The organism is Type-C symbiont of Plautia stali (assembly GCF_059730935.1).
Window position 1 is genome coordinate 656,918 of sequence record NZ_AP035923.1, and the last position, 20,819, is coordinate 677,736.

The window sequence follows — 20,819 nt, forward strand, 5'->3', positions numbered from 1 at the left end:
TTCTTACACCACTCCTTGATGAAAAAGCGTTAAGCCCCTTTCAACATATCAAACACCACGCGGGCAAAGCCCTTAGCCAGTTCAGGATTAGAGAGATATTGCACCATCATCTCCTGCTGGGCTTCATTGCTATCCATGACAGCATCATCAATCGCCTTTGGGAAATCGCCCAGCATCGCCTGTTCGCGTGTGTTGTTGGCGATCTGGGTCATCACCGCCTGGTTTTCTGACAGCTTGTCGCGCACCGCAAAGGCATAATTGATCATATCTTTATCGGACAGATCATCGGTGACAAAAAGCTCATTCAGACGAGCCAGGATATTTGACAGAAACTCCTCTTTTTTGTCCTTTGGTTTCGCCGTGCCGACATCATTACCCGGTTTGATTTTGTATTCCTCTGCATCCTCTTGCAGCTTCAGGTGCTGTTCGTGGAGTTTAGACAGGCGATAATGGCTCATCTCCACATTGCTTAAATCAATCTCGTCTTCTTCAATACGCTGTTCATGCAGCAACGGACGCAAATGGCGGGCGAATAGGCTCAGCTTTTCAAGGTTCTTGTCGTCATAATCGACGATTTGCGACATAAACTCGTAAAAGCGGACAAAACTGCCGAGATCTTTCTTGAAGATATCCAGCTTACTTTTTTCTTTCTCGCAATCTTTAAAGGTGTTTTCCGCATTGGTGATCAACACAACATCACCGGTCTTCTTGGTGCGTTCAAACATCTCTTTAGCCAGCACATAGGCATCAATCGCCGAAGTGTAGCGATGCTTCCAGCGCTCCACCGCAGGTTTGCAGATATTGCTGATGGCAGCGTTGGATTTGTTTTTGCTGAAGAAAGCCTCACAGAACTGCTCTACCTCGTTCCACAGGAAAATACCGCTGGTGCGCAGCTTTTCATAGAGCTCAAATACAAGCTGTGGATCGCTGACATCCGTTAGTTCTGCTGTCTGGTAGTACGGCTGGAAAGCACCCAAGATCTCGTCAGGCTCGTTGTAGAAATCGAGCACAAACGTGCCGGACTGCGCCTTCCCAGGATAAGTACGGTTCAGGCGCGACAGCGTCTGTACACACTCTACGCCACCCAGCTTTTTATCCACATACATGGCGCACAGCTTGGGCTGGTCAAAGCCAGTTTGAAATTTGTTAGCCACCAGCATCACTTGGTAGTCGTCAGTATCAAACGCTGTACGCATATCCCGGCCTTTCAGTCCGGGGTTCATGTTTATCTCAGTGAATTTCTGGTTGAGCAGCGCAAGGCTATTGTGGTCATCTTCATGGAATTCTACCTCCCCAGAGAATGCCACCATTGCGCTGATCTTGTCGTACTTCTGCTCGGCGATGTATTTGTCGAACGCCAGCTTGTAGCGCACCGCCGCTTTACGCGAACTGGTCACCACCATCGCTTTTGCCTGGCCGGCCAGTAGGTGCATCACATGCTTACGGAAGTGCTCAACAATCACCTTCACTTTCTGCGACACGTTATGATCGTGCAGCGAAACCCACTGGTTGAGTTTGATCTTTGCTTTCTTGCTGTCCACTTCCCGGTCAGGATCCTCCAGCTTTTGCAGCAGCTTGTAGGCTACCTTGTAGTTGGTGTAATTCTTCAGCACATCAAGAATAAAGCCTTCTTCAATGGCCTGGCGCATGGAGTAAACGTGGAACGCTTCCGGTTTGTTCGTTTTCGATGCGGGTTCCTGCGGATTCGGGCGGCGGCCAAACAGCTCCAGCGTTTTGGCTTTCGGCGTGGCGGTGAAGGCGTAATAGTTGAGATTGTTGCTGCCTTTACGCGCGGCGACGGTAGCATCCAGAATATCTTCTGAAGACATCTCTACATCGTCATCCGCCTCTTCGGTCATCAGCACTTCTTTCAGCTGACGCGCAGTAGAACCACTCTGCGAGGAGTGCGCTTCATCGGCAATCACCGCGTATTTACTCTGCTTGAGGCTGACGCTGTTTTCAATCGCCTTCAGGACAAACGGGAAGGTCTGGATGGTGACGATAATGATCGGCTGCGAGTTTTCCAGCGCGCTGGCCAGCTTTTCTGATTTAGAGCCGTCGCCTTCTTTGTTATTGATACGCCCAACCACGCCATCCTGATGTTCAAACTGATAGATAGTGTCCTGCAGCTGATCGTCAAGCACGGTACGGTCCGTCACCACAATCACCGAGTGGAACTGCTTCTCGCCATTTTCATCGTACAGGCGGGAAAGCTGATGAGCCGTCCAGGCGATAGAGTTCGATTTGCCCGACCCCGCACTGTGCTGAATCAGGTATTTATTGCCAGTTCCTTCCACCGTAGCGGCGGTGATCAGTTTGTTCACCACATCCCACTGGTGATAACGCGGGAAAATCAGGCTCTCGCATTTGTACTTCAGGCCAACGGGATTTTCTTTTTCGACGATTTGCAGATGCACAAAACTGGCGAGAATTTTCAACAAATTGTCCGGCAGCAGCACCTCATTCCACAAGTAGCTGGTGGCGTAGTCGTTGGCATCTTCCGGAGTGTCGTTCCCCGCGCCGCCGTCATGTGTGCCTTTGTTAAACGGCAGGAAGAAGGTTTTATCGCCCTCGAGCCTGGTCGCCATAAACACTTCGTATTGGCTGACAGCAAAGTGCACCAGCGCGCCGCGTTTAAAGGTCAGCAGCGGCTCTGGCTTATTGGTGCCTGGGTCCTTCGGCAAACGCGTTTTCTTATATTGCGTGATGGCGTTTTGCACCGTCTGCTTAAATTCAGACTTCAGTTCCAGAGTCGCTATCGGCAGGCCATTGACGAATAACACCAGGTCGATACGCCACTTCTTCGCTTTTATCCCCGTTTCTTCGAATGCGGCGTTCGACGCATGCGGGCTGTAAACAAGCTCCGGCACAATACGGCAGATATTATGTTTGTAGCGGGTCAGAGTTTCCGGATTGAGATTATGTTCCGGCTTAAACTGGCACAGGGAAAAACGCGCGTTATGACTTTTGATACCATGACGCAGCACGCCAAGCGTACCGTAAGTGCGCGACAGCATATCGGTGGCGTTGATATCCGCTTTTTTCAGCTGCGCCACCAGCGCATCGAGGAAATGACGCTCGGTATCGGTGGGGTAAATTTTGGCAAACTTCTCCCACTCCTGCGGCTGCGTGGTTTGCACAAAGGTTAGCGCATCTTGTGAGTACAGCGCACGTTCGCGATCGTAGCCGTTAGCTTTACCAACAAGCCAGCCGCGATCGACCATCTGAGCAATCATTTCATCCTGGAAAATCAACTCCTTGGTGCTGTCCATGCTCATGCGGTAACCTCCTTTGGCTCCTCAACATTCTGCGTGTCAGGGGCAACCCAGTCGCGGACGTCGATTTTTCCGGTGACGGCGGCGGAGATCAGGGCGGTGCGGCGTTCCTGTAGTAACGCAACTTGGTTAACACTCAGTTCTTCAGACTTCTTTAATTTTCCTAGTTGCAGCTTTATAAATTTTAGAATTTCCACCCGTTCTTCAACTGGGGGAATTAGCAATGGCGTTTCTTTGATATTTGTTGATGAAATTGATGCAAGGTTCGTACTTTGTTTCGCTACTCGATAGAAGTGAAATTTTGCATAAGCAGCTCGAGTAAGCATATCTAGCCAATCTGATTCAATGTTTTGAGGGCGAATTGCAAAAACATGATTTTGATGAATACAATTATCAATTGACGCCGACCAGACCGCACCACGGCCTAATTGGTCATTATCCCCACCCTCATTCATCAATACGTCACCATCGCGAAGCAAATATCGTTCAAGCTGGCTCGGTTCAATATCTATGACATGTACATCTTCAAGATCGAGATAACCATCTTGGACGTTAGCTACACGAAGCATAGGAACTGAGATACTATTTTTACCTGTTAGATCTTTCCCTTTAGGTATTCCTGACTGCAGGTTTGCCGTATGTTTTAATCTGCGAACAATCCAATGCTCCGGCACTTCCCCTAACCACTCCACGCTAGAATCTTTCATCGGCACATTAGGGTTTAGCCCTTTGGTGACGGCATGGCTAATCACTGCCTGACGTTTTTCTTTAAGTAGTTCAATTAGTTGCTGTTGCTTCTCGATCAGGTTGTCGATTTTTGTGGTTTCGTGATCGAGGAAAACTGCGATTACATTTTGTTCCTGAACCGAAGATAATGGTAGGCTGAGAGCACCGAACTGCTCATAGTTAATTGATTTTCCATCTCTTAAGCTATCCGTCGATGACTGTAATGCAGCAATAAAAGGCATGCATTTTAAAAGATAACTATAGTAACCATAACTGATCGGTTTAGAATTTTTCAAAACTGTATATGCGGGCGATACACATCCAGTGTACTGGCTATATTCAATACCGCCCTCAAAACTACGTAAACTTATAACAAAATTATTAACTTCTACATGTCTGAATGATTCCGTCCCTTTTAATGCAAGCATCACTTTTGAGTCATTTAGTTGCATCATTAAAGACTGGGGAATTACACCATACTTTTGGCTTGCTGCGAGCTGCTCATCACTTTTATATGCATGTGTACGCACGCTTTGAAACATACGTTTTGCAGATAAGATTTCCCAATGACTGGGGATCTCCCCCAACCACTCAACCCCAGAATCCTTATAGTCCGGATATGCCTTATACTTAGCCATCAGGAATGCACCTCCTGCAGCAGCTTCATAATTTCAGCGCTGACCGCATCCAGATCGGCATCAATCTCTTCGAGCGGGCGCGGCGGCTGGTAGACGTAGAAATGGCGATTAAACGGAATCTCATACCCCACAGTACCTACTTCGCCATCTTTCGCATCGCGCTTATCGGCGTTGATCCACGCGTCATTCACATGCGGCAGCACTTCTGCTTTGAAGTAGTTTTCAATCAGGTCACTGGTGGACACCGCCGGATTCAGCGGCACGTTTTCGTTATCGCGCAGCTCGCCGTCCTGTTCGAACTCCACCACTTTCCCCTTGTATTCAAACGCACCGTACAGCGGCTGAGCGGCTTCTTTCAGCGCCTTCTTCACCACTGGCTCGGCATCCGTGTTTTTGATGGTGATAGCGTCGATAAACTGCTTGTTCTCTTTGATGTCCAGCTTCACGCCAGCCGTTTTGATGGCCCCTTTTAGGGTCAGCTGGAACTGATTGAAGTCATTGCTCATCAGCGTTTTACCACCCGCCTGCGTACCCAGAGCCGTCTGAATCTGCTGAGCCTTTTCCATCAATCCGCGCTGTGCCAGCCACAGCTTGCTGTCGAGCAGGTCTTTAATCTGCTTCTCTTTCAGCTCGGCAAATTCAGCTTTGATGATGGCGCGCGCTTCTGCTTCCAGTTCGGAGAAATCACCGTAGGTATCCCCATGCCATTGGGACGAGAACTCTTCATACAGACGTTCCATCGGCGCGTTAAACGGCTTCGGCGCAAAGCGCAATGTCGCAATCGCCTCATCAGTCACCTGAGCAGATAACCGCAGCGGGCGCTCAATGGTCAGGCGGCGATAGCCAAAGTCGGTGCTGTTAAAGATTTTGCTGGCGAAGGTTTTCGGCGTTTCAGTTTTAGCTGTCGCTGACTGGCGGCCACGGCTGGATTTTTGCTCGGTGGATTTTTCCAGACCCAGCTCTTCCAGAGTAGCGGTATCTACCACTTCAAACTCACCAAAGGTCTGGGTGATCAATTTGATGTCGTCTTCGCCCATCAGGTTACGCTTGGAACCCAGCGATTTACGCATTTTGCCGCACAGGTTGGTTCCATCAATCAGCTGCACTTTGCCTTTACGCTCAGGCGCTTTCTTGTTGGAGAGGATCCAGACATAGGTGGCAATGCCGGTGTTGTAGAACATATCCGTTGGCAGCGCGACAATGCCTTCCAGCAAATCGGCTTCCAGAATGTAGCGACGGATTTCGCTCTCACCGCTGCCCGCACCACCGGTAAACAGTGGGGAACCGTTAAGGATAATCCCGATTCGCCCGCCGTTGCTCACGGTGCCATCCACATTGTGGTTGTCGCGCATTTTGCTGATCAGGTGCATCAGGAACAGCAGTGAGCCGTCGGAAACACGCGGCAGGCCCGGGCCAAAGCGACCGTTAAATCCTTTCTGCGTATGTTCGTCGTTAATCTCGCCCTCAATCTTCTTCCAGTCCACGCCAAACGGCGGGTTAGAGAGCATGTAGTCGAACTGGTCCTGCGGCAGCTGGTCGTTAGAGAGGGTGTTACCCAGCTTAATGCGGCTGACGTCCTGACCTTTTATCAGCATGTCGGCTTTACAGATAGCGTAGGATTCCGGGTTCAGCTCCTGACCAAAGGCGCGCATGACCGCGTTAGGGTTCAGCTCATGCACATATTCCATGCCTGAAGAGAGGAAGCCGCCGGTCCCGGCCGTCGGGTCATAGATGGTGCGGATGATACCGTCCTGTGTCAGCGCCTCATCATCTTCCATAAACACCAGCGAGGTGGTCAGGCGCACGATATCGCGTGGAGTAAAGTGTTCACCGGCGGTCTCGTTGGAGCTTTCCGCAAAACGACGGATGAGCTCTTCAAACACCAGGCCCATCTCATGGTTGGAAATCGCTTTCGGGCTCAAATCGGTGGTGGCGAATTTCTTAACTACTTTGAACAGCAGGTTGGCATCTTCCAGCAGGCCGACAAACTCACCGAATTTGAAGTATTCGAAGATCTCACGCGCATCCGGTGAAAACGCCTGCACGTAGCTTTCCAGGTTGGCTTTGATATCGTTCTGACCCATCTTGCCCAGATCCATCTTCGAGGTATTGAAGAAGGAAAGCTTGCTGGCGCGTAGCAGATACTTCTCTTTGGCGTCTTCCGGAAGTGGGCTGGTTTTTAATTCATCAAATTTCGCCACCACCGCTTCTTTGGTCTCTGCGAGCACACACTCAAGGCGACGAAGCAGCGTAAAGGGCAGGATCACGCGCCCGTACTGAGACTGTTTGAAATCACCGCGCAGCAAATCAGCCACCGACCAGATAAATGCGGCCGTTTGAGAAAAGTTAGTGTTAGTCATGAAACCCTCGGGGAGATCGCGGCCGTGTAGCAAAATGCTCCGGCAAAAAGTCGTTTTGGAATGCAGTGCGCAAAATAATACCTGCTATACGGACTATCGCAACCGATATGGGACAAAGAAATGGCCTGTCTAAGGAGAGGGGGATTCAATATGTTGCAAAATGTGTATGACAAGGCTATTCGGGAAGGAAGGCGTTGTACAATCTCCAGCCTCACATGACGTTAACACGTTGCTGGAACATCAGGGTCAAAAGCCGGTTATTCCTGATTATGCATGGGTCATATTCGGGGACAGAGTCAACAAACCGACATTACTAACTTGTCTTTGTATCTAATACTGGGGAGGGTTCACCCGAGCCAGTGAATAGATTTGGTTATGTATGGACTCGCCAGCGCATACCCAAATAAATGATTAATATATATTGATAATTTTTGGAAAAAAGGTGCCTCATGGTTACCATCGAACACTGAGTTTTAGGTGATTAAGTTATTCATAATCGAGACAGTACTGCACAGTTTCAAAATCTTTGGATGCAACATAGAAAAATTAAGGGGCAGAGTTTATCAAGCGCACGTTGAATAAATATGCCGCTAAACATGGCAGTTTAACAGTGTTTAATGAATTATTGTAAGCTAACTCAAATGTGACTTATCGAATTTTTACGATGGCTTATGCTGAAAACTCTTGTGTGAGTGCTTGTGTAAAAATATTGCTCATATCAGAAAAATAAATTGTGACTAAAGTAGGAATTATAACGAGTGCAGTCTGTACTCTTCACTTAATTAACAGATGCCACTAAAGTTAGCGGCGCATCAGGAAAAGGAGAATAAGATAGTAATAAAAGAAATGTTATTTGTTTTTAGTTGTATCTAAACAGAAATAGATCAACTTACGATAAAGTGCGTTTATCCTGTCAAGGATAGGTTTCTGAATTAGCAACAAGATGTTGTCAATTTTCATTTTAGTATTAATAAGGGTAGGTAATGAGTAACGGTAATGAAGTCAAGAGGAACGATTTTGAAGTTTTTAAAGTGTTTTTTAAAAAGATGAGAGATAATCTTCCTCTATTAACTACTATGATAATTGTTTATGGGGCAATGTTATTATTGAATGTCTGTCTTTCTTATAATATAGATTTTGTCGATATGGTGAAGCCGAATGTTTTAATGATTTTCGGGGGGCTGTCTTTGATCTTTATTATGGTAATTTCAGCTTTGCCAGTAGTCGTAATTTTGAGTCAATATTTCACTGCTCGCTTTTTAGTCAAAAGCTTGGTGTTTCGCTCCAAGTTAAAGTTAATAAGAAAATATCCAATTATTTTCATACTTTTAGGTTGTTTTTTATTATCTTTATGGCCTTGCCTGACCCTAATTAATAGCTTAAGATTGATTGCATTATCGATGATTTTTATTGCTATTATCATTGTCGCGTACATTACAGTCTTAACTGACCATAGAAGGAAATGCCAAACGAGGCTTAAGCGTTTTGTTCATATTTTTTACTGCTTGATTGCTTTATTTTTACCAATGTATTTTGGTCTGCTAAGTTTTGCTATGGTTGATATGGTTTTTAGAAAAAGACTTGTTGAGATGAGTCTTTTTAATGCCTGTATGATCGTTTCTGCATTATACTATTTTATGATATTTTTTACTTTTCTAATGGCGCTTTTTTATAGAACACATAAAGAATTTTCATTTTATTGTGCGGTGTTTTTTATCTGTCTTTTTCTTCTGTTTTCTCTTGGCTTTTCTGATGAGATTTTAATAAAGGTCATAGGAAGGTCGGGGTTAGGTTTTGCATCTGAATGTTATTTAAAATCTGATTATGAAGAGCTTAAAATTCCTGATGTTTTCTCAAGGGAAACGATGAGTGATAAGATTATTCAACTTTCTGTGGTAACACATTTAGATAATATTTATTACCTAACAAGTAATTTAAATCCAGCTTCGCCAGCACAATTAAGATTTGAATCCGAAAAGCTTAAAAGAATTGGCTGCCCCCCACTTAATAATAAAATCATATCAAATGCGAATGGAAGATAATCCGTTTTTTAGTAGATGAAAGGTCTTTGTTTGATTTGCTAAAGTAAGATGTATTCAAAATGATATCCCTATAGCGGCATTAATTGAGCAAGATCCATCAGGCCCACTCTCCGCCACACGGGCATACTCATTCCCCAGAGAGGATGCTATGCCAGTAAACAAAAACCATCACCGCGAGACCTACCGCAAGCGCTTTGACAAGGTGTTCGACTACATCGAACGCCATCTTGATGAAGCGCTGCTGCTGGAGCAACTGAGTGAAGTGGCGCACTTTTCGCCGTACCACTTTCACCGCCAGTTCAACGCCTGGTGCGGCATGCCGCCTGGGCGTTACATCCAGCTGATGCGGCTCAAACGGGCGTCGTACCGGCTGGCATTCAATCCGCACGAGAAAATCATTGAGATTGCGCTCGATGCCGGTTTTCAGCATGCCGAATCATTCAGTCGCGCCTTTAAGCAGGTATTTGACGTGACGCCGAGTGAATTTCGTCAGCAGCCGGTGTGGATTACCTGGCATCAGCGCATGCCTCAGCCACCCGTCAAACGGAGAGAGAGTATGTCAGTTGAGATTAAAATGTTTCCCACCACGCCGGTGGCGATGCTCACGCATCACGGCGATCCGCAGCGCATCAACGAAACGGCGGCGCAGTTTATTGCCTGGCGCAAAAGTAGTGGCGCATCGCCGGTGCGCAGCAGCCAGACGCTCGGCGTCGCGCCGCATGATCCGGCCAGCACGCCAGCCGGGGATTTTCAGTATCACCTTTGCGGTTCGGTGACTGCGCCGATTAACGAAGACAACGCCTTTGGTGTCGTCAACAGCACCATTCCCGGGGGACGCTGCGCGGTGCTGCGTCATCACGGCTCGCACAGCGCGCTGACCGAGCTGGCGCGATCGCTCTACAGTGAATGGTTGCCGGCCAGCGGCGAAGAGCTGCGCGATTTCCCGCTGTTCTTTCACTATCACAACTTCGTGCATGAAGTGGCGGAACACGAATTACTGACGGATATCTATCTGCCGCTTAAGTGATAAGGGGCCCGGTAGCAATGGCTACCGGGATTTTTATGCAGGATTGCGATACGTATTCACGGCTGGCATTTTTTTCCTCCTGCCTCGCGGCAAGGCATGGCAAAATGCCCTGCGATCCTACCAGCACAGGCGAAGAGGCGACGATGACAGAGCAACTCGAACAGCGTATCTATGAACTGGTGCGGCGCTATGACGGCGTGTATCTGTTCAAGCAGAAAACGCTCACGCCGCAGATTGATATCGACAGCGATCTCAACTTCGAGCGCGACGAAGCCGCCGCGCTGATGGAGGAGTTTTTCAGCGAGTTCGCGGTCGATCGCGCGAATTTCGCTATTGAAACCTACTACCCGGACGAACCGTCGCTGGCGCAAATCCTCAACCGTTCAACAAACGTGAAGTGCCGGTGGTACCGGATTTCACGCTCGGCATGCTGATTGCGTCGGCGCAGGCGGGGCGCTGGCTGTTTGAATAATACGGCAGCGCGCCGCTGCGGTTTGGCGGCCTGCGGCTCAGCGCGCCACGTGCACGCCAAATCCGCGCTCGCCTTCCGCAAGATCCTCGCGCAGCGTCAGCGCCGGAATCTCATATTCACCGCCGTTCTGGCGGCGGAAGGCAATCGGTTGATCCTGCGCTAAGCGATCCAATCGTTGCGCCAGCGCGGCGCACCAGCCATCAAAGCGTTCCTGCGCCGACTTCTGCACGCGATACAGCACCAGCGGTGGCAACACGCTGAAGCCGGGATAAAACAGCATGCCGTGCTGGATCGGGAACAGCAGATCCTCAATCGGGCCGTTGATGCCGCGCGGCGCGTAGTGCGACTCCCAGCCGCCGGTGGTCACCACCAGCATGGCGCGCTTGCCGGCGAGGGTGCCTTCGCCGTAGCAATCGCCCCAGTGATGATCGTTGTGCTCGCCGACGCCATAGGCAAAACCGTTGGCATAAACGCGGTCAAACCAGCCTTTCATGATTGCCGGCATCGAAAACCACCACAGCGGAAACTGAAAAATCACCGTGTCGGCCCAGCGCAGCTTCTCCTGCTCGGCGGCAATGTCCGCTGCCTGCAGCTGGTTGTCGTAGGCGAAACGCGAATCCAGCGTGGCATCAAAATGCGCGCCCACCGGGGGCGCCAGCGTGTCGGCGGCATCCAGCGGCGCTTTCCACTGCATGGCGTACAGATCTGACACCTGCACCTGATGGCCCGCCTGCTGCAGATGATTCACGGCAAAGTCTTTCAGCGATCCGTTCAGCGAGCGCGGTTCCGGATGGGCATACACAATCAAAACATTCATGGCGGTATCCTGTGAGATGAAAACCGCTGCAGGTTAAGCCAGTGCTGGCTATAGTAGAAATCAATTACTGATATCTCAGGTATAGACAGAATGAATATGCACTCGCTGGATTTGAATCTGCTGCACACCTTAGACGTGTTGCTGGTGGAGCAGAACGTGACGCGCGCGGCGCAGCGCCTCAATCTGTCGCAGCCGTCGGTGAGCGCCCAGCTGGCGCGCCTGCGGGTGCTGTTTGACGATCCGTTGCTGTTGCCCGGTCCGCGCGGCATGCTGCCCACCGCCCGCGCCGAGGCTCTGCGCGAGCCGCTGCGTCTGGCGCTGGAAGCACTGGAGCGCGCGGTGGCACCGCCGGCAGCGTTCGACCCGGCGCGCGCGGAGCTCACCTGGCGGATTGCCGCCACCGATTACATGTCATCGGCACTGATCCTGCCGGCGCTGAAACTCATTCGTGAAGCGGCACCGCGCAGCCGCATGGCGGTATTCGCGCTCAATCCGCCACAGGTGGCGCAGCAACTGGAGAAGGGCGAGCTGGATATAGTGTTTCACACCGGCGATAACGCGCCGCCGACGCTGCATCAGCGCCGCTTGTTCAGCGAGCGCTACGTGCTGGCCGGCCGGCGCGATCATCCGCAGCTGCAGCAGCCCCTGACGCTGGATCGCTTTTGCCAGCTGGAGTTTGTGATGGTTTCGCCGGATGGCGGCGGCTTTAGTGCCGCCACCGATCGCGCGCTGGCAACGCTCGGCCGCACGCGCCGCGTCGCGCTCTCGGTGCCGCATTTCCTGTTTATGCTCGACACGCTGGCTAACAGTGCCCTGGTCGCCGTATTGCCGGAGCGCCTGGTGCGAAACGCGCCGCAGCTCACCGTGCTTGCACCGCCGCTGCAGATTGAAGGGTTTGACATCCTGATGCTGTGGCACGAGCGCCTGCATCGCGATCCCGCCCAGCAATGGCTGCGCCAGCAGATTGTCGCGGCGCTGTAAACCTGAACTCTCGCCGAATAAGTCGCGGTCTTCATGCCCTCAGGCCTTGTCCGACAAGGCTTGCTCCTGCATTGCTGATGCGATTAGCGCCACCGCTCCACAGCACGCATCATATCAACACGACGAAACACTCGCGTTTTAACGTGCAGGAGAGAAGATCATGCAGATATTTGTCACCGGGGCCACCGGCTGGGTAGGTTCAGCGGTGGTGGAAGAGTTGATCGCGGCGGGCCATCAGGTGACAGGGCTGGCGCGTTCGGCGGAAAAAGCCGTGGCGCTGGCCGTCACTGGCGCACAGGTTATTCGCGGTTCGCTGGAGGACGCTGAGGTGCTGCGTGACGCCGTGCGTTCTGCGGACGCCATCATTCATACCGCGTTTAACCACGATTTCTCGCGCTTCGTGCAGAACTGCGAGCAGGATCGCCAGGTGATCGAGCTGCTCGGCGAGGCGATTGCCGGGTCGGATCGCATGCTGCTGGTGACGTCCGGCCTGTCCGGTATGGCGCGCGGGGCGACGGAGCTGGATCAGCCGCAGCCGGTGTCACCGCGTCAGTCGGAAGCGGCGGCGCAGACGCTGTCGCAGCGCGGCGTGCACGTGGCGACAGTGCGGCTGGCGCCGTCGGTGCATGGCCTCGGCGACCACGGTTTTGTGCCGATTCTGGTGCGGCTGGCGCGTGAGAGCGGGATTTCCGCCTGGTGCGGCAGCGGTGAGAACTGCTGGTCCGGCGTGCACCGTCGCGATGCGGCACGCGTCTATCGGCTGGCGCTGGAGCAGGGCGTCACCGAACGCGTTTATCACGCGGTGGCCGATGAGGCGGTGCCGTTCCGCGCAATCGCGGAGACGATTGGACGCCAGCTCGGATTACCCAGCGGCGAACGCGACCGGGCTCATTTTGGCTGGTTCGCCAATATGGCGGCGGGCAACATGGCGGTCTCCAGCCAGCGCACGCGCACGCTGCTGGACTGGTCTGCAACCCGCCCGGACCTGCTGAGCGAGCTCGCTACGCCTGCCTATTACACCCATCTCTGATATCACGCTGCCGCTGCGCGCGGCAGTTTTTCTGGATTATATCGATGAAAAATAATGTATTTATCACCTTGCTGCCGGTGACGCTGGCGGTGTTTATCGCTTTTCTCACCATGGGGATGCAGCTGCCAGTGCTGCCGCTGCATCTGCAGCAGAACCTCGGCATGGATACGCTGGCGATCGGCACGGTCATCGGCGCGCAGTTTGTCGCGTCGCTGCTGACGCGTTCGTGGGCGGGCAACTTCGCCGATATGCGCGGCGCGAAACGCGCGGTGCTGGCCGGGCTGTTGGTGGTGGCGAGTTCCGGTGTGATCTACCTGATTTCGCTGCTGTTCGTTGATCGGCCTGCCAGCTCGGTGGCCATCCTGCTGCTGGGGCGTGTGGTGCTGGCGCTGGGCGAGAGCCTGCTGGCCACCGGCGCGCTCGGCTGGGGGCTTGGGCTGGTGGGGCCGGCCAATGCCGGTAAAGTGATGGCGTGGATCGGTATCGCGATTTACGGCGCCTGGGCGCTGGGTGCGCCGCTGGGCGTGGCGATTTATCACGGCTGCCACTTCACCGGCATCGCCATGGCGATCATCGTGGTACCGCTGCTGCCGCTGATGTTTATCACCCAGGTGCGCGCCGTCGCGCCGACCTCGACTAAACGCACGCCGTTCTACAAAGTCATGGGCGCGGTATGGCGGCCCGGGCTGGGTCTGGCGCTCGCCAGCGTCGGCTTTGGCATGATCACCGCGTTTATCGCGCTGCTGTTTGCGGCCAGGGCCTGGGGCAACGCGTCGCTGGCGTTCACCGCATTTGGCGTGGCGTTTATCGCGGCGCGCCTGTTCTTTGCCCATTTGCCGGATAAGCTGGGCGGCGCGCGCGTCGCGCTGGTATGCGTGCTGATTGAGGCCTGCGGTCAGTTGCTAATTTGGGGCGCTGATAGCGCGACGCTGGTTTATTTCGGCGCGGCGCTGACCGGTTTTGGCTATTCGCTGGCCTTTCCGGCATTCGGCGTGGAAGCGGTGCGCCGTGCGCCGCCGCACACCCGCAGCCTGGCGATGGGGGCTTACGTGGCGTTTCTCGATATCGCGCTGGCGGTCACCAGTCCGCTGGCAGGGGCGCTGGCCGCCCACCGCGGCGTGGCTTCGGTGTATCTCGCTGGCGCAATTGCTGTGGCGCTGGCGATGCTGGTGGCGCTGAGCCTGATGGCGCGTCAGCCACAACCACAGGCAGCGATGGAATAAGACCCGCCGCAAAAAATTCACTTCTCCCGCGCCGCAAAAATCATCACACTAGCCACCTTTACCATTAGGGAGAGATGGCATGAAAAGCCGATTGCTGCTGGCGCTGACGCTGTTCGCCAGCCTGAGCACGCCGTTGTGGGCCGACGAAGGCGTCTCGTTTAGCCATAAAGACTGGGAGCTGGCTTGTGATAATACGCTGACCTGCCGCGCCGCCGGCTACAGCGCCGAAGAGGGCGCGGGCGGATCGGTGCTGCTGACGCGCGCCGGCGGGCCAGACAGCCTGACGCACGGGCGCGTAGTGCTGGCCGATACCGGCGATGATGATGCGCAGCAGGTGAATGCGCTGGCGCTGTGGATTGACGATCGCGCGCTGGGCGAAGTCAGCAAAGCGGAGAACGATGAGTGGACGCTAAGCGACGCGCAGACTCAGGCGCTGATCGCCGCCATCAAAGGCAGCGCCAGAGTGGAGTTTCGCGGTGCGGCCGAGCCGTTTGAGCTCTCCGGCAACGGGGCTTTTGCCACGCTGTTAAAAATGGATGAGGCGCAGGGACGGCTGAACACGCCGGGCGCGCTGGTGCGTAAAGGCAACCAGCCGGAAGCCAGCGTACCGGCGGCAGTGGCGATGCCGGTGATCCAGCAGGTCCACGTGCTGAAAGCCGCGCCGCGCCCGCTGACGCCAGATGAACTGGCGCAGGTCAAGCCAAAGCTGATTGCCTCGCTGACCGATGACGACAGCTGTGACAATCTCGCGCCGTCCGACGATCAGCCAGAAGAGGGCGCAGAACCGCCTACGCTGACGCCGGTGGATGCGCAGCACGTGCTGATTGCCGCACTGTGCTGGCGCGGGGCTTACAACGAAGGCTATGGTTTCTGGCTGCTGGATAACGCGCTGCAGGGCACGCCGCAGCTGATCACCGACTCCGGATCTGATTATCACGACGGCGTGATCAGCGAAGCACAAAAGGGGCGCGGCATTGGTGACTGCTGGAGCACCGCTGCATGGGTGTGGGATGGCCGCCAGTTTGTCCAGAGCAGCGAGGCCACCACCGGCATGTGCCGTGCCATCCGCGCCGGCGGCGCATGGCAGCTGCCAACGCTGGTCACCGAAGTCAAACCGGCGTGGTAATGTTCAGCGTGCGTCGCCAGGCGGCTGGGGCACTTAATCCGTCACGGATTTTGCCGCGTCCCAGACGGCCATGACATGGGCGATGGCGTTATCGATCTGCGCACCGTTGACGCCGTCGCGCACCAGCACCGACACGCCCAGCAGAAAAGCGTCGAGGGCGATGGCGAGGGCGGCGGCATCGGTGTCGGCGCGCAGTTCGCCGCTGTCGATGCCGCGCTGCACGCAGGCCGTCATACCTGCCAGCGTGCGGGCGCGTGAGCGCGCCAGCGGCTGCGTGACGTCCGCGTGTTCGGCGGAAGGCGCACTCATCACGCCCAGGCCGACCATACATCCCAGCGGATGACCGGACTCACACTGCATGCTGGCCGAGCGCCGCAGCGCGGTCTCCATTGCGGTACGGGGCGGCAGGCTGTTATCCCACAGCGGCTCCACCACCTGCGCGTAAGTCGACAGATAGCGCTGCACACACTCCTGAAACAGCGCCTGCTTCGAGCCAAAAGCCGCGTAAAAGCTCGGTGCAGAAATACCGCCGGCAATTCCCGCCTTCAGCTGCGTTAACGATGTCGACTCATAGCCGTGCTGCCAGAAAATCTTCATCGCCTGTTCAATGGCCGCATCACGATCGAACGTACGCGGCCGTCCCATAGTGGCCATCTCAGTGCTCCATTAATCTCAATGCTTAAATACTAATCGATACATAAGTCGTTGACAATGGTCTCGCACGTCAACTAATGTATCGATCAGTATATATTTGTGCCTGCGGGCGGCGGATAGCGTATCCGCGGTAGTGTGTTCTTAAGCCGTAACAGGTTATCGCACTTCGCCAATTTATATACTGATCGGTACATATAATTTCAACGAGCGGCGCGCGCCTTACCTGCACGCTGATGACATCGGGAACGCTGATTGTGACGACTTTGAATACCGCCGCGGATAAAACCCGGCCGCTACCGCTGGGCGCGCTGCTGGCGCTGGCCATGACCGGTTTTATCTGCATCATCACCGAAACCTTACCGGCCGGACTGCTGCCGCAGATGGCGGCGGGCCTCGGTATTTCCACCGCGCTGGCCGGGCAGACCGTAACCGTTTATGCGCTTGGCTCGCTGCTGGCGGCGATTCCACTGACCATCGCCACCCAGGGCTGGCGCCGCCGTAACGTGCTGTTGCTGGCTATCGTCGGTTTTCTGATTTTCAATTCCATCACCACGTTTTCGACCCACTTCGCACTGACGCTGGTGGCGCGCTTTTTCGCCGGCGCAGCGGCGGGACTCGCCTGGAGCCTGCTGGCCGGCTATGCGCGGCGCATGGTGCCGGTCCACCAGCAGGGCAAAGCGCTCGCCGTGGCGATGGTCGGCACACCGATTGCGCTGGCGCTGGGCGTTCCCGTCGGCACCTGGCTGGGCACGGCGGTGGGCTGGCGCACGGCGTTCGGCATCATGTCAGCGCTGACGCTACTGCTGATCGGCTGGGTGCTGCTGCGGGTACCTGACTATCCGGGACAAAGCAGCGATCAGCGTCTGCCGCTGCGCACGGTATTCATGACGCCAGGCGTGCGTCCGGTGCTGGGCGTGGTGCTGGCGTGGATGACGGCGCACAACATTCTCTACACCTACATTGCGCCGTTCGTTAGCCAGGCGGGCCTCGCCGGGCAGGTGGACAGTGTGCTGCTGGTGTTTGGCATCGCGGCGCTGGCGGCTATCGGCCTGGCCGGTCGCCTCGTCGATCACCACCTGCGCGTCGCCGTGCTCGGCAGTCTGGCGCTGTTTACGCTGGTCTCGCTGCTGTTCATCTGGCTGGCGCGCATGCCGCTGCTGGTTTATGTCGGCGTGGCGCTGTGGGGGCTGACGTTTGGCGGTGCGGCCACGCTGCTGCAAACGGCGCTGGCGGATGCGGCGGGCGAGGGCGCGGATGTGGCGCTGTCAATGAACGTGGTGGTGTGGAACAGCGCGATTGCCGGCGGCGGTCTGGCCGGTGGCGTGTTGCTTACCCACTGGGGCGTGGCGTCTTTCCCGCTGGCGCTGCTGTTGCTGCTGGCGGTTGGCTTCCTCATCGCACTGCAGGCGCGTCAGCACGGTTTCCAGGCCGGCGCGCGGCACCAGCGCGTACAAGGTCACTGACCTGCCGGGCTGACTTAAAAGATTTAACCCACTGTTTTAAATGGCATTATGACAAAATGGAGATCAATCACGTGTTCAAAAAATTACTGTTAACCCTGCTGCTTGCCTCGGCCGCGCTGTTTTCCGCCGCCGGGACCGCCGCGGATGAATTCCCGCTGCCCGCCGGTTTCACCAGCAGCTATCAAACTGTGGATGGCGTGCGCCTGCATTATGTGAAGGGCGGCAGCGGACCGCTGGTGTATCTGGTGCACGGTTTCGGACAGACGTGGTATGAGTGGCACCAGCTGATGCCGGAACTGGCAAAAAACCACACCGTCGTGGCGGTGGATCTGCCGGGGCTGGGGCAGTCTGACGTGCCGCATTCGTATCGCGCCACCGATATCGCGCCGCTGCTTTATCAGCTGGCACAACAGTTCGCCGGCGGCAAAAAATTCGACCTGGTGGCGCACGATATTGGTATCTGGAATACCTATCCGCTGCTGGTGAAACATCAGGACAGCATCCGCCGCGCCATCTTTATGGAAGCGCCGATCCCGGATGAAAGCATCTATCAGTTCCCGGCCTTTACGCCCGAAGGCGAATCCCTGGTGTGGCACTTCAGCTTCTTTGCGGCGCAGGGACAGCTGGCTGAACAGCTGATCGCCGGTAAAGAGCGCCTGTTCTTCGAGCATTTCATCAAAGAACATGCCGCCAACAAAGCGGTGTTCACCCCGGCGCTGCTCGATCTTTACAGCAAATCCTATGCAAAACCGCACAGCCTGAATGCCGCCTTTGAATATTACCGGGTGCTGAATCAGGGAGTGGCGGACAATAAAGTGCTCTCCCGCGAGAAAATTGCTGTGCCGATGCTGGCGATTGGCGGTGGCGGTCACGGCGGACTGGGTGTCTATGAGCAGCAGGTGGTCAGCCGCTACGCCTCGCAGGTCACCGGCAAAGTGTTACCTGGCTGCGGTCACTGGTTACCTGAAGAGTGCCCCGCGCCGCTGAATGCGGCGGTGATGGAGTTTCTCGCGTCCGGGAAATGACGCGGTGCGCAGGCCAGTTTTAGCGCTGGCCTGCGTTGAGGTGAGCGTCTCAGGTTTTATTCAGGCAGCACTGCTTAAACTTTTTGCCGCTGCCGCACGGGCAGGGATCGTTGCGGCCGGTTTTTTCACCGGCAAAATGCGGCAGCTGCGGAGCCGGATCGGGCTGCGCCATGCGCTGTTCCTGCCAGTATTCGTGCAGTTCCAGCGCCGCCGGGCGAATTGCCTCGATGCTGGCCTCAAACGCGTCCGGGGTGAAGGCTTCACGCTGCGCCAGCTGCGCTTCACTGCCGTGCAGCGCAATCGCCTGCAGCGCCGGTTGCTGTGCCGCCGGCAGCTGCGACCAGTCCGCATCCAGCGCCACGCCGCGCATGTAGCCGTAGCACCAGTCTTCCACCACGGTAAACAGCTGGCCTTCCATCTCCTGCTCGCCGAACAGCGGATCGAACTGCTCCGGATACTCCGCCAGCCGCTCGGCGATGTCGTTGAAGTGCTGGAAAATCAGCGCCATGAATCGGTCCATTTCGCGCGCGTTCGCCCACTGGGGAATCTTTTTCTCACCGCCCCAGATCGCCACCAGCCATTCGCTCGGTTCGATGTCGTTCGGGCCGGAGAGCAGGGCGGTCAGCATGCCGTCCAGTTCGGCGGTGTCAACCACGGAGTGTTCGTTGCCATATTTTTCCAGCATGTCATCAAGCCAGTTCAGCTCTTTTTCGGTTAACGGACCCTGATTCATCCGGCGTCTCCTGCGGTGTGCATTGGTGGGCAAAAATTGCTGGGCGCGATTATAGCGGCAGCGCGCCTGATTTACCGCTTTTTGCATATCGATAGCCGAAGTGCGCCTAAAAAGGAATCGCCATAACTTATCGCGCAACAGTATTGGCGGGAAACGGCGACGAATGTCAGCGTAAACGCAGGATTTACCGATAGCGAGGAGACAACATCATGGCGGATACCCTGCCAGTACTGGATCTGGCCCTGCTGGAACTACCGGACGCAGAGCAGGCAGCTTACCTGGCGCAGCTGCGGGAGACCGCGCGTGACGTCGGTTTCTTCTATCTGGTTAATCACGGCATCAACCCGCAACTGCTGCACAACGTGCAGAGTATCACGCGGGCGTTTTTTGCCCTGCCGCAGGCGGAGAAGCAGCGCGTGGCAATGATCCACTCGCCGCATTTTCGCGGCTACAACCACGCCGGCGTGGAATACACCCGCGACCAGCGCGATCAGCGTGAACAGTTTGATATCGGTGCCGAACGCGCGGCGCTGACGCTGCAGCCGGGCGATCCGGCGTGGAAACGGCTGCAGGGGCCTAACTTATGGCCGGAGGCGTTACCGCAATTGCGTCCGGTGATGCACGCCTGGCAGCAGGCGATGACCGCCATCGCGCTGCGCCTGCTGCGGGCCTTTGCCAAAGCGCTGGCGCTGCCGCCGGATGCGTTCGACGCGCTGTACGGCACCCAGCCCAATGAGCACATCAAGCTGATTCGTTATCCCGGTCAGGTAGCAGAAGCCAGCCAGCAGGGCGTCGGCGCGCACAAAGACTCCGGCTTCCTCACTTTTTTGCTGCAGGACGATCAGCCCGGTTTGCAGGTGGAAGTGTCACCCGGTCACTGGGTGGATGCGCTGCCGAAGCCGGGCGCGTTCGTGGTCAACATCGGCGAACTGCTGGAGATTGCCAGTAATGGGTATCTGCGCGCCACCGTGCACCGCGTGGTGTCGCCGCCGGCTAATCGTGAACGCGTGTCGATCGCTTTTTTCCTCGGTGCGCAGCTGGATGCCGAAGTACCACTGTATCAGTTGCCGCCGCAGCTGGCGGCAGAAGCCCACGGCCCGACCAGCGATCCTGACAATCCGCTGCTGCGCGAAGTGGGCTGGAACTACCTCAAAGGGCGTCTGCGTTCCCATCGCGATGTGGCGCAGCGCTATTACGCTGATGCATTAAGCACAGTGAAATCATAAG

At 55.2% G+C, this 20,819-nt stretch carries 15 protein-coding genes and 1 pseudogene; 10 read left to right on the forward strand and 6 right to left on the reverse strand.

Translation table 11 applies throughout. The features are described 5' to 3' along the window. Positions 1–29: 29 nt before the first annotated feature. The 3 genes from AC6I7J_RS03070 to AC6I7J_RS03080 are packed head-to-tail and all read right to left on the reverse strand — an operon-like array spanning position 30 to position 6,999. On the reverse strand, positions 30–3,278 hold the full coding sequence (locus AC6I7J_RS03070) for a type I restriction endonuclease subunit R (protein ID WP_498006768.1): 3,249 nt from the start codon (positions 3,276–3,278) through the stop codon (positions 30–32). Further along, on the reverse strand, positions 3,275–4,639 hold the full coding sequence (locus tag AC6I7J_RS03075; RefSeq protein WP_498006770.1) for a restriction endonuclease subunit S: 1,365 nt from the start codon (positions 4,637–4,639) through the stop codon (positions 3,275–3,277). The genes AC6I7J_RS03070 and AC6I7J_RS03075 overlap by 4 nt, the downstream gene beginning before the upstream one ends. Continuing rightward, on the reverse strand, positions 4,639–6,999 hold the full coding sequence (locus AC6I7J_RS03080) for a type I restriction-modification system subunit M (RefSeq protein ID WP_498006772.1): 2,361 nt from the start codon (positions 6,997–6,999) through the stop codon (positions 4,639–4,641). The genes AC6I7J_RS03075 and AC6I7J_RS03080 overlap by 1 nt, the downstream gene beginning before the upstream one ends. A 983-nt stretch (positions 7,000–7,982) precedes the next feature. Here AC6I7J_RS03080 and AC6I7J_RS03085 point away from each other — a divergent pair. The 3 genes and pseudogenes from AC6I7J_RS03085 to AC6I7J_RS03095 all read left to right on the forward strand — a co-directional run bounded on the left by AC6I7J_RS03085 (position 7,983) and on the right by AC6I7J_RS03095 (position 10,540). Continuing rightward, positions 7,983–9,041 (forward strand): hypothetical protein, encoded by a 1,059-nt coding sequence (locus AC6I7J_RS03085; protein ID WP_498006774.1) that lies wholly within the window; start codon positions 7,983–7,985, stop codon positions 9,039–9,041. A gap of 148 nt (positions 9,042–9,189) precedes the next feature. Beyond that, on the forward strand, positions 9,190–10,068 hold the full coding sequence (locus tag AC6I7J_RS03090) for an AraC family transcriptional regulator (RefSeq protein WP_498006776.1): 879 nt from the start codon (positions 9,190–9,192) through the stop codon (positions 10,066–10,068). A 143-nt stretch (positions 10,069–10,211) separates the two neighbouring features. Beyond that, a pseudogene (locus AC6I7J_RS03095) lies at positions 10,212–10,540 on the forward strand (DUF1493 family protein). 37 nt (positions 10,541–10,577) lie between these two features. Here the strand turns inward: AC6I7J_RS03095 and AC6I7J_RS03100 are convergent. After that, positions 10,578–11,357: an NAD(P)H-dependent oxidoreductase gene (locus AC6I7J_RS03100; RefSeq protein WP_498006778.1), complete on the reverse strand. Its 780-nt coding sequence runs from the start codon at positions 11,355–11,357 to the stop codon at positions 10,578–10,580. 90 nt (positions 11,358–11,447) lie between these two features. Here AC6I7J_RS03100 and AC6I7J_RS03105 point away from each other — a divergent pair, with 90 nt between their 5' ends. From AC6I7J_RS03105 to AC6I7J_RS03120, 4 genes are all read left to right on the forward strand, one after another. Continuing rightward, positions 11,448–12,338 (forward strand): LysR family transcriptional regulator, encoded by an 891-nt coding sequence (locus AC6I7J_RS03105; protein WP_498006780.1) that lies wholly within the window; start codon positions 11,448–11,450, stop codon positions 12,336–12,338. A 160-nt stretch (positions 12,339–12,498) separates the two neighbouring features. Then, the gene (locus AC6I7J_RS03110; protein ID WP_498006782.1) at positions 12,499–13,368 is read left to right on the forward strand and encodes an SDR family oxidoreductase; all 870 of its coding nucleotides are present in this window, start codon (positions 12,499–12,501) and stop codon (positions 13,366–13,368) included. Positions 13,369–13,412: 44 nt separating this feature from the next. Continuing rightward, entirely contained in the window at positions 13,413–14,591 is a 1,179-nt protein-coding gene (locus AC6I7J_RS03115) for an arabinose transporter (RefSeq protein ID WP_498006784.1), read from the forward strand. Positions 14,592–14,670: 79 nt separating this feature from the next. Beyond that, entirely contained in the window at positions 14,671–15,717 is a 1,047-nt protein-coding gene (locus tag AC6I7J_RS03120) for a DUF1176 domain-containing protein (protein WP_498006786.1), read from the forward strand. A gap of 33 nt (positions 15,718–15,750) precedes the next feature. Here AC6I7J_RS03120 and AC6I7J_RS03125 read toward each other — a convergent pair whose 3' ends face one another. Further along, positions 15,751–16,371 (reverse strand): TetR/AcrR family transcriptional regulator, encoded by a 621-nt coding sequence (locus AC6I7J_RS03125; protein ID WP_058757190.1) that lies wholly within the window; start codon positions 16,369–16,371, stop codon positions 15,751–15,753. A 323-nt stretch (positions 16,372–16,694) separates the two neighbouring features. Here AC6I7J_RS03125 and AC6I7J_RS03130 point away from each other — a divergent pair, with 323 nt between their 5' ends. Next, entirely contained in the window at positions 16,695–17,834 is a 1,140-nt protein-coding gene (locus AC6I7J_RS03130; protein WP_498007205.1) for an MFS transporter, read from the forward strand. 71 nt (positions 17,835–17,905) lie between these two features. Then, the gene (locus AC6I7J_RS03135) at positions 17,906–18,859 is read left to right on the forward strand and encodes an alpha/beta fold hydrolase (RefSeq protein WP_498006788.1); all 954 of its coding nucleotides are present in this window, start codon (positions 17,906–17,908) and stop codon (positions 18,857–18,859) included. 49 nt (positions 18,860–18,908) lie between these two features. Here the strand turns inward: AC6I7J_RS03135 and AC6I7J_RS03140 are convergent, their stop codons facing one another. After that, positions 18,909–19,592, reverse strand: coding sequence for a YecA/YgfB family protein (locus AC6I7J_RS03140; RefSeq protein WP_498006790.1), 684 nt, complete (start codon positions 19,590–19,592; stop codon positions 18,909–18,911). A 206-nt stretch (positions 19,593–19,798) separates the two neighbouring features. On the opposite strand from AC6I7J_RS03140, the gene AC6I7J_RS03145 reads away from it, so the two are divergent. Further along, on the forward strand, positions 19,799–20,818 hold the full coding sequence (locus AC6I7J_RS03145) for an isopenicillin N synthase family dioxygenase (protein ID WP_059011109.1): 1,020 nt from the start codon (positions 19,799–19,801) through the stop codon (positions 20,816–20,818). Position 20,819: the final 1 nt, after the last annotated feature.

Coding starts and splice junctions, on each gene's coding strand:
- AC6I7J_RS03070 (WP_498006768.1), bottom strand. CDS start 3,278: ATGAGCATGGACAGCACCAAGGAGTTGATTTTCCAGGATGAAATGATT.
- AC6I7J_RS03075 (WP_498006770.1), bottom strand. CDS start 4,639: ATGGCTAAGTATAAGGCATATCCGGACTATAAGGATTCTGGGGTTGAG.
- AC6I7J_RS03080 (WP_498006772.1), bottom strand. CDS start 6,999: ATGACTAACACTAACTTTTCTCAAACGGCCGCATTTATCTGGTCGGTG.
- AC6I7J_RS03085 (WP_498006774.1), top strand. CDS start 7,983: ATGAGTAACGGTAATGAAGTCAAGAGGAACGATTTTGAAGTTTTTAAA.
- AC6I7J_RS03090 (WP_498006776.1), top strand. CDS start 9,190: ATGCCAGTAAACAAAAACCATCACCGCGAGACCTACCGCAAGCGCTTT.
- AC6I7J_RS03100 (WP_498006778.1), bottom strand. CDS start 11,357: ATGAATGTTTTGATTGTGTATGCCCATCCGGAACCGCGCTCGCTGAAC.
- AC6I7J_RS03105 (WP_498006780.1), top strand. CDS start 11,448: ATGAATATGCACTCGCTGGATTTGAATCTGCTGCACACCTTAGACGTG.
- AC6I7J_RS03110 (WP_498006782.1), top strand. CDS start 12,499: ATGCAGATATTTGTCACCGGGGCCACCGGCTGGGTAGGTTCAGCGGTG.
- AC6I7J_RS03115 (WP_498006784.1), top strand. CDS start 13,413: ATGAAAAATAATGTATTTATCACCTTGCTGCCGGTGACGCTGGCGGTG.
- AC6I7J_RS03120 (WP_498006786.1), top strand. CDS start 14,671: ATGAAAAGCCGATTGCTGCTGGCGCTGACGCTGTTCGCCAGCCTGAGC.
- AC6I7J_RS03125 (WP_058757190.1), bottom strand. CDS start 16,371: ATGGCCACTATGGGACGGCCGCGTACGTTCGATCGTGATGCGGCCATT.
- AC6I7J_RS03130 (WP_498007205.1), top strand. CDS start 16,695: ATGACCGGTTTTATCTGCATCATCACCGAAACCTTACCGGCCGGACTG.
- AC6I7J_RS03140 (WP_498006790.1), bottom strand. CDS start 19,592: ATGAATCAGGGTCCGTTAACCGAAAAAGAGCTGAACTGGCTTGATGAC.